We start from the raw sequence: 13,440 nt of genomic DNA, 5'->3' as shown, positions 1-13,440 counted from the left end.
ACGCTCGCTCATGATCCCTCCCCACAAGTCGGGAGCTTGAATCATGCCGCGAGCCGACACTCAAGTGAATTTATGGGTCCTGACCCTAGTCCGTTCGAGCGGCGCTGGCACACTCTTTTCGGGTTTTGCTCGAGTAAATCGCGTCGATCTGGAGGCCAAGACCATGCATGCGACGGCGCTCGCCATCGGTCTGCCGACGAGCCCCTTGGACGTGTTGATATCCAACAAGCCTGAAGCTAAGGCGTTTGACATGGCATCGTTCGAAGATTTTGACATGGCATCATTCGAAGATGATGTGTCTAAGTCGCGATCTGGCGAGTGGTTTGGAGCAGTTGATGCTTGCGATGCATGTGGCAAGTTGTTTGTCGAAGGTGACTACATGATTGACGGACCAGTAGTCAGAGATGGGCCCTGGGGGAATATCTGTGCGAGCTGCTTCCTCTCTGGTGATCGTCAGTTGGGTGTCGGCAAGGGCCAACTATACAAGCGTACTGCGGATGGCTGGCCACTCGTGGGAGGCTATGCGAGGCCGCTTGACGAAAGCTAATGCAGGTTTGCATCGACTCCCAGCGAGAACCTCCCTTCCCCCATTGCCACCCCCTCCCCCTTCTGCTACTGCACCGCCACACCAGAAGCCCCGGATTCGTCCGGGGCTCTTGGTTTGTTCGTTTCGTTGTCTTCGCAGCGGGCCGAACAGCTAATCGGGGATCTTCGGAGCCCTTCACCCCGGGTCGCTTGCGACCCCGAAGCAAACGGAAGACAGAGAACATGGCACTCAAGTCGTACAAGCCGACGACGCCAGGCCAACGCGGGTTGGTTCTGATCGACCGTTCGGAGCTGTGGAAAGGCCGTCCGGTCAAAACCCTTACCGAGGGTTTGATTGGTACCGGTGGCCGGAACAACACCGGGCGCGTCACGATGTGGCACAAGGGTGGGGGCGCCAAGCGCCTTTACCGTATCGTTGATTTCAAGCGTCGCAAGTTCGACGTTCCGGCGGTCGTTGGGCGGATCGAATACGACCCGAACCGCACCGCCTTTATCGCGCTGGTCAAGTACGAGGATGGCGAACTGGCCTATATCCTCGCGCCGCAGCGCCTTGCCATCGGTGACTCCGTCATCGCCGGCGCCAAGACCGACGTGAAGCCCGGTAACGCGATGCCCTTCTCGGGCATGCCGATCGGCACGATCGTCCACAACGTCGAGCTGAAGCCCGGCAAGGGCGGCCAGCTGGCCCGTGCGGCGGGCACCTATGCCCAGTTCGTCGGCCGTGACGGTTCCTACGCGCAGATCCGCCTGTCCTCGGGCGAGCTGCGGATGGTGCGTCAGGAATGCATGGCGACCGTCGGTGCCGTGTCGAACCCCGACAACTCGAACCAGAACCTCGGCAAGGCCGGCCGTCGTCGCCACATGGGCATCCGCCCGACCGTCCGCGGTGTTGCGATGAACCCGATCGACCACCCGCATGGCGGCGGCGAAGGCCGCACCTCGGGCGGCCGTCACCCGGTTACCCCGTGGGGCAAGGGCACCAAGGGCAACAAGACCCGCAAGGCCAAGGCCTCGGACAGCCTCATTGTCCGCTCGCGTCACGCCAAGAAGAAAGGGCGCTAATCCATGGCACGTTCCATCTGGAAAGGCCCGTTCGTCGACGGCTATCTGCTGAAGAAGGCAGAAACCTCGCGCGCCTCGGGCAAGAACGAAGTGATCAAGATCTGGTCGCGTCGCTCGACCATTCTGCCGCAATTCGTGGGCCTGACCTTCGGCGTCTACAACGGCAAGAAGCACATCCCCGTTGCGGTCACCGAAGAAATGATCGGCCAGAAGTTCGGTGAATATTCGCCGACCCGGACCTATTACGGTCACGCCGCCGACAAGAAAGCCAAGAGGAAGTAAGCCATGGGCACGGAAAAGAACCCCCGTCGCGTGGCGGACAACGAGGCGATGGCCGTGGCGCGTATGCTGCGCACCTCGCCGCAGAAGCTGAACCTTGTTGCGGGCCTGATCCGCGGCAAGAAGGTGGACAAGGCTCTGGCCGATCTGACCTTCTCCAAGCGTCGCATCGCCGGTGACGTGAAGAAGGCCCTGCAATCGGCCATCGCCAATGCCGAGAACAACCATGGCCTGGACGTTGACAGCCTTGTCGTCGCCGAAGCTTGGGTTGGCAAGAACCTGGTGATGAAGCGTGGCCGCCCGCGTGCGCGTGGCCGTTTCGGCAAGATCATGAAACCGTTCAGCGAGATCACCATCAAGGTGCGTCAAGTCGGGGAGACTGCGTAATGGGTCAGAAAGTCAACCCGATCGGGATGCGGCTGCAAGTCAACCGCACCTGGGACAGCCGCTGGTTCGCCGAGTCGAAAGACTATGGCAACCTGCTTCTGGAAGACCTGCGCATGCGCGAGTTCATCCATGAAGAGTGCAAGCAGGCCGGCGTGTCGCGCGTGATCATCGAACGTCCTCACAAGAAGTGCCGTGTGACCATTCACACCGCACGTCCGGGCGTGATCATCGGCAAGAAGGGTGCAGACATCGAAGGGCTTCGCAAGAAGCTGTCGGTCTTCACCAAGTCCGAACTGCACCTGAACATCGTCGAAGTCCGCAAGCCGGAACTGGACGCTCAACTCGTCGCCGAGTCGATCGCCCAGCAGATGGAGCGTCGCGTGTCCTTCCGTCGCGCCATGAAGCGCGGCGTGCAGAACGCGATGCGCATGGGCGCCCTCGGCATCCGTGTGAACGTCGCTGGCCGTCTTGGCGGCGCCGAAATCGCCCGGACCGAATGGTACCGCGAAGGCCGTGTGCCGCTGCACACCCTGCGCGCCGACATCGACTATGCGCTGTCGGAAGCCGAAACGCCCTATGGCATCATCGGTGTCAAAGTCTGGATCTTCAAAGGCGAAATCCTTGAGCATGATCCGCAAGCCCATGATCGTCGCCTCGCCGAAGCTGCCGACGGCCCCGCGCCGCGCGGGCCGCGTCGCGACCGCGAACGCGAACGCGCGTAAGGGAGAGAGAAGATGCTGCAACCGAAGCGCACCAAGTTCCGCAAGATGCACAAAGGCCGCATCCATGGCGAAGCCAAGGGTGGGTTCCTGCTGAACTTCGGGTCGTTCGCCCTGAAAGCGACCGAGCCGGAGCGTGTCACCGCGCGTCAGATCGAAGCGGCCCGCCGCGCGATCACCCGCCACATGAAGCGTCAGGGCCGTGTCTGGATCCGGATTTTCCCGGATGTCCCGGTCTCGGCCAAGCCCGTCGAAGTTCGTATGGGTAAGGGCAAAGGCTCGACCGACTACTGGGCGGCCAAGGTGAAGCCCGGCCGGATCATGTTCGAGATCGACGGCGTGAACGAAGAAATCGCCCGTGAGGCCCTGCGCCTCGGCGCGATGAAGCTGCCGGTCATGACCCGCATCGTGGCCAAGGAAGACTGGTAAGGCATCGCCTTTTGGCGATGCCCGTGCGGTGTAGCGAATTCCACCGGAATTCGCGGACCGTCACCCGGTTCAAGATAAAGCCCCTGCCGGAAACGGCGGGGGCCTTTGCATAAGGAGCGCCCCCATGGCCGAGATCACCTCTCTTTTCGTCACCCGCCTCTATCGTGCCGCGCTGAACGAACTTGCGAAGAAGAAGATCGACTATTCCGAACTGGAAACCACCTGCATCGCCATCGCCGAGGATGACGAGGCCGGGCAGGAGTGGTGCGAGGCGAACGGCTATCCGGGCTATACCTCTTATGCCTCGCTGGACGATCTGCCCTGGCGGATGCCGATCTTCGGCGATCTGGAAAAGGCGCTGGACAAGCATGTCGCGGCCTTCTGCGACAGTCTGGGGTTTGATCTGCAGGGCAAGAAGCTGAAATGCAACTCGCTCTGGATCAACATCCTGCCTGAAGGCGGCACCCACGCCAGCCACATCCATCCGCATTCGGTGATTTCCGGCACGACCTATGTTTCGATGCCCGAAGGCACGTCCTCGCTGAAACTGGAAGACCCCCGCCTGCCGATGATGATGATGGCCCCGGTGGTGAAGAAGGGTGCAGCACAGGAGTTGCAACGCTTCGTCTACGTCAAGCCGGTGGTGGGCGACGTGCTGCTCTGGGAAAGCTGGCTGCGGCATGAGGTGCCGATGAACATGGCCGAAGAGGACCGGATCTCGGTCAGCTTCAACTATGGGTGGGAGTGAGCATCAGCCAAATGGTTCGTCAGTCGCCCCAACAAATGGGAACTCCCCCTGATTGAACACACCATAGTAGCAGCGGCTCCCTACTATGTGTTCGTCATTCCAAAATGTGGAAAGCGTAACTTCACAGACAAAGCCGTCTACCTCAGCGCCATAGAAGCGCTTCATGAACTCCCTCGGATGTTCCTCAATGAAGTCTGAGGTCGGGACCAGCTTCGCAAAGCACTGACCAGCGCCCGGCGGCACGCGCCGGTCGGCAGCAAGATTCTTTTGTGCAGAACCTGCCGAATAACACCAACTGGCCGGTCCCTCAATCCGACGCAAAACGTCAGCCATAACCTCGATACGCTCTTGGGCAGAGTTCGGCCAACGAAAGTAGTCACGATCAAAAACCTGGTATGCGATCAGACCAAGTGAGGTTGCTAAAGCCAGTGCTAGGTAAGTTCTGCGTCTTCTCAAGGTGTGCCTCCGGCGATGACTATAATCATGGGCGTAATGCCTGCAAGGCAATCAACTTCCCCCTTGCCCCACATCCCCTTCTCCCCTATACGACCCCATCCACGGCTCCGGGGCGACTCGGAATCGGTGGTTTGTCATTGATCCACCAGGTTCAAGGTCACCCGGTCAACGCACCGGGGCCCTCTGGTGATTGAAAAAGGAAAAGGCGCATGACCGCCAAGGAACTGCTCGGGAAAACCCCGGACCAACTGCGTGACAGCCTCGTCGCGCTCAAGAAGGAAGCGTTCAACCTGCGCTTCCAGCAAGCGACGAACCAGCTTGAAAACACCGCCCGCATGCGCGCCGTCCGCAAGGATGTCGCCCGCATCAAGACGGTGCTGAACGCCAAAGCCGCTGAAGCCGCGAAGTAAGGGGAACCGCCATGCCAAAACGTATCCTGCAGGGTGTTGTCACCTCGGACAAGAACGAACAGACCATCACGGTTCTGGTCGAGCGCCGCTTCAAGCACCCGCTGCTGCAAAAGACCGTCCGCAAGTCCAAGAAATACCGGGCCCACGACGAAGCCAACAAGTTCAAGGTTGGTGACACTGTTCGCATTGAAGAGTGCGCGCCGATTTCGAAAACCAAACGTTGGACGGTCGTTGTCGAGGCGTAAGCCCCGCACGGTCGTCTTCCGCTAATCGAAACCCTGGGGCCAGGATAGCGGTCCCCAAAGGTCGGGAGAAACCAAATGATCCAGATGCAAACGAATCTGGATGTAGCTGACAACTCCGGCGCACGCCGGGTGCAGTGCATCAAGGTTCTGGGCGGTTCGCACCGCCGCTATGCTTCGGTCGGCGACATCATCGTGGTGTCGGTGAAGGAAGCGATTCCGAAGGGTCGCGTGAAGAAGGGTGACGTCCGCAAGGCCGTTGTCGTTCGCACCGCCAAGGAAGTCCGCCGTGAAGACGGCACCGCCATCCGTTTTGACCGTAACGCCGCCGTCATCCTGAACAATCAGGGCGAGCCGGTCGGCACCCGTATCTTCGGGCCGGTCGTGCGCGAGCTGCGGGCCAAGAACTTCATGAAAATCATCTCGCTCGCTCCGGAGGTGCTGTGATGGCTGCCAAACTCCGCAAAGGCGACAAGGTTGTCGTTCTCGCCGGCAAGGACAAGGGCAAGCAGGGGGAGATTTCCTCGGTTGCGCCCAAGGACAACAAGGCCGTGGTCGAGGGCGTGAACGTCGCCATCCGTCACACCAAGCAAAGCCAAGCCTCGCAAGGCGGCCGTCTGGCGAAAGCCATGCCGATCGACCTGTCGAATCTGGCGCTCTTGGACAAGAACGGCAAGGCTACCCGCGTCGGCTTCCGCTTTGAAGGCGACAAGAAGGTGCGTTTTGCCAAGACCACCGGGGAGGCGATCTGATGCTTGACGCAGCCACCTATACCCCGCGTCTGAAGGCCGTCTATACCGGCACCATTCGCGGCGCGATGAAAGAAGAATTCGCGTATAAGAACGACATGCAGATCCCGCGTCTGGACAAGATCGTCCTGAACATGGGCGTCGGCGAAGCGGTCAAGGACACCAAGAAGGTGAAGCAGGCCGCCGAGGAACTGTCGCAGATCGCCGGCCAGAAAGCCGTCATCACCCACGCCAAGAAGTCGATCGCCGGCTTTCGTGTGCGCGAGCTGATGCCGCTGGGCTGCAAGGTCACTCTGCGCGGCGACCGGATGTATGAATTCCTGGACCGTCTGATCAACGTGGCGCTGCCGCGCGTCCGCGACTTCCGCGGCGTGAAGGGCACCTCGTTCGACGGCCGTGGCAACTATGCCATGGGCCTGAAAGAACAGATCGTCTTCACCGAAATCGAATTCGACAAGGTCGATGAGGTTCTCGGCATGGACATCATCATCTGCACCACCGCGAAGACCGACGCCGAAGCCAAGGCGCTGTTGAAGCACTTCAACATGCCCTTCACGGCCTGAGCGCGAGGAACCTGAGATATGGCAAAGAAATCCATGGTGAACCGCGAAGTGAAGCGGGCCGCGCTGGTGAAGCAACACGCTTCCAAGCGTGCCGCGCTGAAAGCGGTGATCAACGACCAGTCCAAGCCGATTGAGGATCGCTTCAAGGCGACCCAGAAACTGGCCCAACTGCCCCGCAACTCGTCCGCCACCCGGCTGCACAACCGCTGCCAGCTGACGGGCCGCCCGCATGCGTTCTATCGCAAGCTCAAACTCTCGCGGATCATGCTGCGCGAACTGGCCTCCTTCGGCCAGATCCCCGGCATGGTGAAGTCGAGCTGGTAAGGAGATCGCACGATGTCGATGAACGATCCTCTCGGCGATATGCTGACCCGCATCCGCAACGCCCAACTGCGTGGCAAGTCCACCGTTGCGACCCCCGCCTCGACCCTGCGCGCCCGCGTTCTGGACGTGCTGCTGTCGGAAGGCTACATCCGCGGCTATGAGAAATCCGCCACGGCCAATGGCCAGGGCGAATTCACCATCAGCCTGAAGTACTACGAAGGCACCCCCGTGATCCGCGAAGTCAAGCGCGTGTCCAAGCCGGGTCGCCGCGTGTACATGGGCGTGAAAGATATCCCGATCGTGCGCAACGGTCTGGGTGTTTCGATCGTCTCCACGCCCAAGGGCGTGATGTCGGACGCAAATGCACGCGCTGCCAATGTTGGCGGCGAAGTGCTTTGCACCGTGTTCTGAGGAGGGTGGAATGTCTCGTATCGGCAAGAAACCCGTTACCCTGGTGAAAGGCGTCAGCGCCTCGATCTCGGGTCAGACCATCGAAGTGAAGGGTCCGAAAGGCACCCGCAGCTTCACCGCTGGCGACGACGTGACGCTGACCATCGAAGGCGAAACCGTGAAGGTGACGCCCCGTGGCCTGTCCAAGCGCGCCCGTCAGCAGTGGGGCATGTCCCGCTCGATGATCCAGAACCTGGTGGACGGCGTCACCGGCGGCTTCAAGAAGGAAATGGAAATCCAGGGCGTCGGTTACCGCGCTGCGATGGCCGGCAATGTCCTGAAGCTGTCGTTGGGCTATAGCCATGAAGTCAACTTCGAAGTGCCCGCCGGTGTGACCGTCGCCACCCCGAAGCAGACCGAAATCACTGTGGAAGGCATTGACCAGCAGCTTGTTGGCCAAGTCGCCGCGAACATCCGCGAGTGGAAGCGTCCCGAGCCCTACAAGGGCAAGGGCATCCGCTACAAGGGCGAGTTCGTCTTCCGCAAGGAAGGCAAGAAGAAGTAAGGGGCGCAAAAATGGCGAACACGAAAAGAGATCTGTTCCTCAAGCGCCGCCTGCGCGTCCGGAACAAACTGAAGGCGATGTCGCACGGGCGCCTGCGCCTGTCGGTCCACCGCTCGTCCAAGAACATCTCGGTCCAGTTGATCGACGATGTGAAAGGCGTGACGGTTGCGGCGGCCTCGACGCTCGAGAAGGAATTCGGCGTCGTCGGCAAGAACAACGTCGAAGCGGCGGCCAAAATCGGTGCGGCGATTGCCGAGCGGGCCAAGAGTGCTGGTGTCGAAGAATGCTACTTCGACCGCGGCGGTTTCCTCTTTCACGGCAAGATCAAGGCTTTGGCCGATGCTGCCCGTGAAGGCGGACTGAAGTTCTGAGGAGTTGAAACATGGCAGAACGTGAAAACCGTCGTGACGACCGTGGCCAGCGTGGCGGCGACCGTCGGGACAACCGCCCGGAAGAGACCCCGGAATTCGCTGACCGTCTGGTGGCGATCAACCGCGTCTCCAAGACCGTGAAGGGCGGCAAGCGCTTTGGCTTTGCGGCTCTGGTCGTTGTCGGCGACCAGCGTGGTCGTGTCGGCTTCGGCAAGGGCAAGGCCAAGGAAGTGCCGGAAGCGATCCGCAAGGCAACGGAACAGGCCAAGCGCCAGATGATCCGCGTGCCGCTGAAGGACAGCCGGACGCTGCATCACGACATGGAAGGGCGCCATGGCGCCGGCAAGGTCGTGATGCGGACCGCCGTTGCGGGGACCGGGATCATCGCCGGTGGTCCGATGCGCGCCGTCTTCGAAATGCTGGGTTTGCAGGACGTTGTTGCGAAGTCGATCGGCTCGCAGAACCCCTACAACATGATCCGTGCGACGATCGACGGTCTGAAGCAGGAATTCTCCCCCCGTCAGGTCGCGGCACGCCGCGGCAAGAAGGTGGCTGAAATCCTGAAGAAGCCCGAAGCCGAAGTCGTGGAGGCCTGAGCATGACCGCGAAGAAAACAATCGTCGTCAAGCAGGTGGCCTCGGCCGCCCGCCGCCCGGCCAAGCAGACCGCGACCCTCAAGGGTCTGGGCCTGAACAAGATGAACCGCACCCGCGAGCTTGAGGATACCCCCTCGGTCCGCGGCATGGTCAACAAGATCGCGCACCTCGTCCAGATCGTGGAAGAGCGCGGTTGAAACCGTAGGATGGGCAATCTGCCCATCCCGCTGACTACCGAAAGCCCCGGTCGCAAGACCGGGGCTTTTTCGTCATCTTCCTGCCAAGAAACGCCACATCGGCGCGCGCCGGGCTGTGTTAGGCTGCTGCTACGCCCTCTGGAGGAGGGGGCGATTTCAGGGAGGAAATCATGGCCGCCAAATATGCCGGGGGCTGCGCGCATGTGCGTGTCACAACCGCTGCCGAGCCGATCGACAACCACGAATGCCACTGCAACGTCTGCAAGTCGGTGACCGGGCAGCAGCACACCCATGTCGCCTTTTTCAACCATGGCGACCTGAAGGTCGATCACCCGGAAAAGCTGAAGCGGGTGCCGTTCAACGCGCAGAACCCCAACGGCCCGCTGGAAATCTGCCTTTGCACCGATTGCGGCGCCGTGATCATGCTGGATGACAAGCAGCACCGCATCCGCGTCGCGGTGCCGAATGTCATGGGCTATGACGATGCCGCCTTCCCCAAGGCGACCTATCACGCGTTCTGGGATGAGACGAAGGGCTATGCCAAACCCGCCGATGGCCGCCCGGTCTATGAAGGGCTGCGGCCAGAGTTCGTCTGGCCCGCCGGCGCCTGATGCCGCCCGCAGGATGGGCAATATTGCCCATCCTGCGCGATCCGGCTTGATTGCGGCGGGCGGCCCCCTTATACGCCCCCGGTGGCCTCGCCACAGAATCAACAAGAAATGCCGTGTTGCCCCCATCCGTCGCTGGCGGGGGTGTTCCGGCCAAGGAGATAGCGACATGAAACTTCACGAACTTTCCGACAACGAAGGCGCAGCCCGCAAGAAAAAGCGCGTGGCGCGTGGTCCGGGCTCGGGCAAGGGCAAGACCGCTGGCCGCGGGATCAAGGGCCAGAAGTCGCGTTCGGGCGTGGCTCTGGGCGGCTATGAAGGCGGTCAGATGCCGCTGTATCGCCGCCTGCCGAAGCGTGGCTTCACCAAGCCGAATGCCAAGGAGTATGCGGTCATCAATCTGGGCCTGATCGAGAAATTCATCGGTCTGGGCAAGCTCGACATCTCGGTCGAGATCACCGAAGACGTGCTGGTTGCGGCCGGTGTCACCAAATACAAGCGCGACGGCATCCGCGTGCTGAACAAGGGCACCCTCACCTCGGCGGTCAAGCTGAACGTCACCGGCGCCTCGGCGGCGGCGGTTGAGGCGGTGAAGGCGGCTGGCGGCTCGCTCACCGTTGCGACGGCTGCGGCTGAATAACGGGTTGTGAGCGGGTTCAATCCCGCTTACATCCTTTCGCAGTTTCCCCGCGCCGCCGACCGGAGAACGGTCCGGCGGCGCAGTCATGAAAGAGACCGGACATGGCATCTGCTGCAGAGCAAATGGCGGCGAACCTTAGCTGGGGCGCACTCGGCAAGGCGACCGACCTGCGCCAACGCATCTTCTTTACCATCGGATTGCTGATCGTTTACCGGCTGGGCACCTATATCCCGGTGCCGGGCATCGACGGTCAGGCGCTGCGCGACTTCATGTCGAACGCGGGCGCGGGTCTGGGCGGTATCCTGAACATGTTCACCGGCGGCGCGATCAGCCGGATGGGCATTTTCGCGCTGGGGATCATGCCCTATATCTCGGCTTCGATCATCGTGCAGCTTCTGGCCTCGATGATCCCGTCGCTCGAGCAGCTCAAGAAAGAGGGCGAGCAGGGCCGCAAGAAGATCAACCAGTATACCCGTTACGCAACGGTGGCGCTGGCGCTGTTTCAGGGTTACGGCATTGCCATGTCGATCCAGGCGGGCGATCTGGCCCATACGCCGGGGCTTTATTTCACGATTTCCTGCGTGGTGACGCTGGTCGGCGGCACCATGTTCCTGATGTGGCTGGGCGAGCAGATCACCGCCCGCGGCATCGGCAACGGCACCTCGCTCATCATCTTCGTCGGCATCGTGGCGGAAATTCCTGCCGCGCTGGCGCAGTTCTTCAGCCAGGGCCGTGCGGGGGTCATCTCGACCCCGGTCATCATCGGCGTGTTAGCGATGGTGGTGGCGGTGATTGCCGCGGTGGTCTTCATGGAGCGCGCGCTGCGCAAGATCCACATCCAGTATCCCCGCCGTCAGGTGGGCATGAAGATCTTCGATGGCGGGTCGAGCCATCTGCCGATCAAGGTGAACCCCGCGGGCGTGATTCCGGCGATCTTCGCCTCGTCGCTTCTGCTGCTGCCGACCACGATTGCGACCTTCTCCGGGGCGCAGACCGGGCCGATCATGTCCACGATCCTGGCCTATTTCGGGCCGGGCCAGCCGCTTTACCTGTTGTTCTTCGTCTCGATGATCGTGTTCTTCGCCTATTTCTACACCTGGAACGTGTCGTTCAAGGTCGATGAGGTGGCCGAGAACCTGAAGAACCAGAACGGCTTCATCCCCGGCATCCGGCCCGGCAAAAAGACCGAGGAATATCTGGAATATGTGGTGACGCGGGTTCTGGTGCTGGGCTCGGCCTATCTGGCGGCGGTTTGTCTGTTGCCGGAAATCCTGCGCAGCACCTTTGCCATCCCGTTCTACTTCGGCGGCACGTCGGTTCTGATCGTGGTGTCGGTGACGATGGATACGATCAACCAGATTCAGTCGCATCTGCTGGCCCATCAGTATGAAGGGCTGATCGAGAAGTCGAACCTGCGCGGCAAGAAGCGCACGACCACGCCCAAGGCGCCCGCGCGCCGCTAGGAGAGACAATGGCGAATATCATCCTTCTCGGCCCGCCCGGCGCAGGCAAGGGCACTCAAGCCAAACGTCTGGTCGATGAGCGTGGCATGGTGCAACTGTCTACCGGCGACATGCTGCGCGAGGCCAAGTCTTCGGGCACGGCGATGGGCAACCGGGTGGCCGAAGTGATGGCCCGCGGCGAGCTGGTGACGGATGAGATCGTGATCGGCCTGATCGAAGAGAAGCTGGGGCAGGGTGCTGGCGGCGGCTTCATCTTCGACGGCTTCCCCCGCACGCTCAAACAGGCCGACGCGCTGGGAGAGTTGCTGGCGCGCACGGGGCAGGGTCTGGATGCCGTGATCGAGATGCAGGTGGACGATGCCGCGCTGGTGGCGCGGATCACCGGGCGCTTCACCTGCGGCAATTGCGGCGAGGTTTACCACGACGCAACCCGGCCGACCAAGGTTGCGGGCACCTGCGATGTCTGCGGCAGCCATGACCTGAAACGGCGGGCCGACGACAATGAAGACGCGCTCAAGACCCGGCTGATGGAATATTACAAGAAGACCTCGCCCCTGATCGGTTACTACTATGCCAAGGGGCAGCTTTCTTCGGTGGACGGTCTGGCCGAGATGGATGCCGTCGCTGCCGCCGTCGCATCGGTTCTTGACAACGCCTGAGATTTCCGTCCGCCCCGCTTGACGGGGCGGCGAAAAGCCCATAAAGCACGGCGTCCCGCAGCGGAATCGCCTTGCGGGCGCTCCCCTTTGGGGGAATCGGTTTCCGGGGGTGCGCCCCGGCGCTGTTGTGAAAAAAGGTTCTGGCACGACGGAACCGCAACCATGAAGGAAGACTACGTTTGGCACGTATTGCTGGCGTCAACATCCCGACGCAAAAACGGGTTCCCATCGCCCTGACCTACATCACCGGCATCGGCTCGCATAACGCCGAAACCATCTGCGCCGCGCTGAACATCGACCGCGCCCGTCGCGTCAATCAGCTTTCGGACGCTGAAGTGCTGGCGATCCGTGAATTCATCGACGCCAACTTCACCGTGGAAGGCGACCTGCGCCGCGAAACCTCGATGAACATCAAGCGCCTGATGGACCTTGGCTGCTACCGCGGCCTGCGTCACCGCAAGGGCCTGCCGGTCCGCGGTCAGCGCACCCATACGAACGCTCGCACCCGCAAGGGCCCCGCAAAAGCCATCGCCGGCAAGAAGAAGTAAGGGGAGCGTTGAACAATGGCTCGTGATACCAAGAACGCCGCGCGCATCAAGCGCAAGGAACGCAAGAACATCGCCGCTGGTGTGGCGCATGTGAACTCGTCGTTCAACAACACCAAGATCCTGATCTCGGACGTGCAGGGCAATGCGATCTCGTGGTCGTCGGCCGGCACCATGGGCTTCAAGGGCTCGCGGAAATCGACCCCCTATGCCGCCCAGATGGCCGCCGAAGACGCCGGCCGCAAGGCGCAGGAACACGGCGTGAAGACGCTGGAAGTCGAAGTGCAGGGCCCCGGTTCGGGCCGTGAATCGGCGCTGCGCGCGCTGGCTGCCGTCGGCTTCTCGATCACCTCGATCCGCGATGTCACGCCGCTTGCGCACAACGGCTGCCGTCCGCCGAAGCGCCGCCGCGTCTGATTTCTTCCCTATAGGGTCGGGCCATGCCGAGGTGCGTGGCCCGACTTTCCGCATTCTGAACCTCGGGCGTCTTCT

The 13,440-nt window shown here is 61.6% G+C and carries 25 protein-coding genes; 24 read left to right on the top strand and 1 reads right to left on the bottom strand.

The genetic code is table 11. The annotated features are described in order from the left end of the window. The first annotated feature begins 43 nt into the window (after positions 1-43). The 7 genes from HS053_RS15675 to HS053_RS15645 all read left to right on the top strand — a co-directional run bounded on the left by HS053_RS15675 (position 44) and on the right by HS053_RS15645 (position 4,170). Positions 44-547, top strand: a complete 504-nt coding sequence (locus HS053_RS15675; RefSeq protein WP_174212203.1) for a hypothetical protein — start codon at positions 44-46, stop codon at positions 545-547. 221 nt (positions 548-768) lie between these two features. Next, positions 769-1,608: a 50S ribosomal protein L2 gene (gene rplB, locus HS053_RS15670; RefSeq protein ID WP_174212202.1), complete on the top strand. Its 840-nt coding sequence runs from the start codon at positions 769-771 to the stop codon at positions 1,606-1,608. A gap of 3 nt (positions 1,609-1,611) precedes the next feature. Then, positions 1,612-1,890, top strand: a complete 279-nt coding sequence (gene rpsS, locus HS053_RS15665; protein WP_174212201.1) for a 30S ribosomal protein S19 — start codon at positions 1,612-1,614, stop codon at positions 1,888-1,890. Positions 1,891-1,893: 3 nt separating this feature from the next. Continuing rightward, positions 1,894-2,274 carry a 50S ribosomal protein L22 gene (gene rplV, locus HS053_RS15660; protein WP_174212200.1) on the top strand — a complete coding sequence of 127 codons (381 nt, stop codon included), beginning with the start codon at positions 1,894-1,896 and terminating at the stop codon, positions 2,272-2,274. Further along, positions 2,274-2,996 (top strand): 30S ribosomal protein S3, encoded by a 723-nt coding sequence (rpsC, locus tag HS053_RS15655; protein WP_174212199.1) that lies wholly within the window; start codon positions 2,274-2,276, stop codon positions 2,994-2,996. The genes rplV and rpsC overlap by 1 nt, the downstream gene beginning before the upstream one ends. Positions 2,997-3,008: 12 nt before the next feature. Further along, entirely contained in the window at positions 3,009-3,422 is a 414-nt protein-coding gene (gene rplP, locus HS053_RS15650; RefSeq protein ID WP_174212198.1) for a 50S ribosomal protein L16, read from the top strand. Positions 3,423-3,546: 124 nt separating this feature from the next. Continuing rightward, positions 3,547-4,170, top strand: coding sequence for a TIGR02466 family protein (locus tag HS053_RS15645; RefSeq protein WP_174212197.1), 624 nt, complete (start codon positions 3,547-3,549; stop codon positions 4,168-4,170). 3 nt (positions 4,171-4,173) lie between these two features. Here the strand turns inward: HS053_RS15645 and HS053_RS15640 are convergent, their stop codons facing one another. Then, positions 4,174-4,626 carry a hypothetical protein gene (locus HS053_RS15640; RefSeq protein WP_174212196.1) on the bottom strand — a complete coding sequence of 151 codons (453 nt, stop codon included), beginning with the start codon at positions 4,624-4,626 and terminating at the stop codon, positions 4,174-4,176. A gap of 209 nt (positions 4,627-4,835) precedes the next feature. Between HS053_RS15640 and rpmC the strand changes: the two genes are divergently transcribed. The 17 genes from rpmC (at position 4,836) to rpsK (ending at position 13,365) form a co-directional block, all read left to right on the top strand. Next, positions 4,836-5,036, top strand: a complete 201-nt coding sequence (rpmC, locus tag HS053_RS15635) for a 50S ribosomal protein L29 (RefSeq protein WP_174212195.1) — start codon at positions 4,836-4,838, stop codon at positions 5,034-5,036. Positions 5,037-5,047: 11 nt separating this feature from the next. Further along, positions 5,048-5,281 carry a 30S ribosomal protein S17 gene (gene rpsQ / locus HS053_RS15630; RefSeq protein WP_174212194.1) on the top strand — a complete coding sequence of 78 codons (234 nt, stop codon included), beginning with the start codon at positions 5,048-5,050 and terminating at the stop codon, positions 5,279-5,281. Positions 5,282-5,356: 75 nt separating this feature from the next. Next, entirely contained in the window at positions 5,357-5,725 is a 369-nt protein-coding gene (gene rplN, locus HS053_RS15625) for a 50S ribosomal protein L14 (protein ID WP_013066055.1), read from the top strand. Continuing rightward, positions 5,725-6,030: a 50S ribosomal protein L24 gene (rplX, locus tag HS053_RS15620; RefSeq protein WP_174212193.1), complete on the top strand. Its 306-nt coding sequence runs from the start codon at positions 5,725-5,727 to the stop codon at positions 6,028-6,030. Before rplN ends, rplX begins: the two co-directional genes overlap by 1 nt. After that, positions 6,030-6,590 carry a 50S ribosomal protein L5 gene (gene rplE, locus HS053_RS15615; protein ID WP_174212192.1) on the top strand — a complete coding sequence of 187 codons (561 nt, stop codon included), beginning with the start codon at positions 6,030-6,032 and terminating at the stop codon, positions 6,588-6,590. The genes rplX and rplE overlap by 1 nt, the downstream gene beginning before the upstream one ends. An 18-nt stretch (positions 6,591-6,608) precedes the next feature. Continuing rightward, a complete protein-coding gene (gene rpsN / locus HS053_RS15610) occupies positions 6,609-6,914 on the top strand; it encodes a 30S ribosomal protein S14 (RefSeq protein WP_174212191.1) in 306 nt (101 codons plus the stop codon). A gap of 12 nt (positions 6,915-6,926) precedes the next feature. Beyond that, positions 6,927-7,325: a 30S ribosomal protein S8 gene (gene rpsH / locus HS053_RS15605; protein ID WP_174212190.1), complete on the top strand. Its 399-nt coding sequence runs from the start codon at positions 6,927-6,929 to the stop codon at positions 7,323-7,325. Between the two features lie 10 nt (positions 7,326-7,335). Next, positions 7,336-7,869 (top strand): 50S ribosomal protein L6, encoded by a 534-nt coding sequence (rplF, locus tag HS053_RS15600; RefSeq protein WP_174212189.1) that lies wholly within the window; start codon positions 7,336-7,338, stop codon positions 7,867-7,869. Between the two features lie 11 nt (positions 7,870-7,880). Continuing rightward, the gene (rplR, locus tag HS053_RS15595; protein ID WP_174212188.1) at positions 7,881-8,240 is read left to right on the top strand and encodes a 50S ribosomal protein L18; all 360 of its coding nucleotides are present in this window, start codon (positions 7,881-7,883) and stop codon (positions 8,238-8,240) included. Positions 8,241-8,251: 11 nt separating this feature from the next. Continuing rightward, positions 8,252-8,836 (top strand): 30S ribosomal protein S5, encoded by a 585-nt coding sequence (gene rpsE, locus HS053_RS15590; protein WP_174212187.1) that lies wholly within the window; start codon positions 8,252-8,254, stop codon positions 8,834-8,836. A gap of 2 nt (positions 8,837-8,838) precedes the next feature. Then, positions 8,839-9,033, top strand: coding sequence for a 50S ribosomal protein L30 (rpmD, locus tag HS053_RS15585; protein WP_174212186.1), 195 nt, complete (start codon positions 8,839-8,841; stop codon positions 9,031-9,033). Positions 9,034-9,203: 170 nt separating this feature from the next. Beyond that, complete coding sequence (locus HS053_RS15580; RefSeq protein ID WP_174212185.1) at positions 9,204-9,644, top strand: GFA family protein; 441 nt, start codon at positions 9,204-9,206, stop codon at positions 9,642-9,644. Positions 9,645-9,810: 166 nt separating this feature from the next. After that, complete coding sequence (gene rplO, locus HS053_RS15575; protein ID WP_174212184.1) at positions 9,811-10,281, top strand: 50S ribosomal protein L15; 471 nt, start codon at positions 9,811-9,813, stop codon at positions 10,279-10,281. Between the two features lie 101 nt (positions 10,282-10,382). Beyond that, positions 10,383-11,744 carry a preprotein translocase subunit SecY gene (gene secY, locus HS053_RS15570; RefSeq protein ID WP_174212183.1) on the top strand — a complete coding sequence of 454 codons (1,362 nt, stop codon included), beginning with the start codon at positions 10,383-10,385 and terminating at the stop codon, positions 11,742-11,744. An 8-nt stretch (positions 11,745-11,752) separates the two neighbouring features. Beyond that, positions 11,753-12,403, top strand: a complete 651-nt coding sequence (locus tag HS053_RS15565; RefSeq protein ID WP_174212182.1) for an adenylate kinase — start codon at positions 11,753-11,755, stop codon at positions 12,401-12,403. A 179-nt stretch (positions 12,404-12,582) separates the two neighbouring features. Then, positions 12,583-12,951 (top strand): 30S ribosomal protein S13, encoded by a 369-nt coding sequence (gene rpsM / locus HS053_RS15560; RefSeq protein ID WP_174212181.1) that lies wholly within the window; start codon positions 12,583-12,585, stop codon positions 12,949-12,951. 15 nt (positions 12,952-12,966) lie between these two features. Next, positions 12,967-13,365: a 30S ribosomal protein S11 gene (rpsK, locus tag HS053_RS15555; RefSeq protein WP_174212180.1), complete on the top strand. Its 399-nt coding sequence runs from the start codon at positions 12,967-12,969 to the stop codon at positions 13,363-13,365. Positions 13,366-13,440 lie beyond the last annotated feature (75 nt).

The sequence above is a fragment of the Tabrizicola fusiformis genome (genome assembly GCF_013328815.1).
Lineage (GTDB): Bacteria > Pseudomonadota > Alphaproteobacteria > Rhodobacterales > Rhodobacteraceae > Fuscibacter.
The sequence above is the reverse complement of the archived record's forward strand: the minus strand, read 5'-3'. Positions and strand labels throughout refer to the sequence as shown.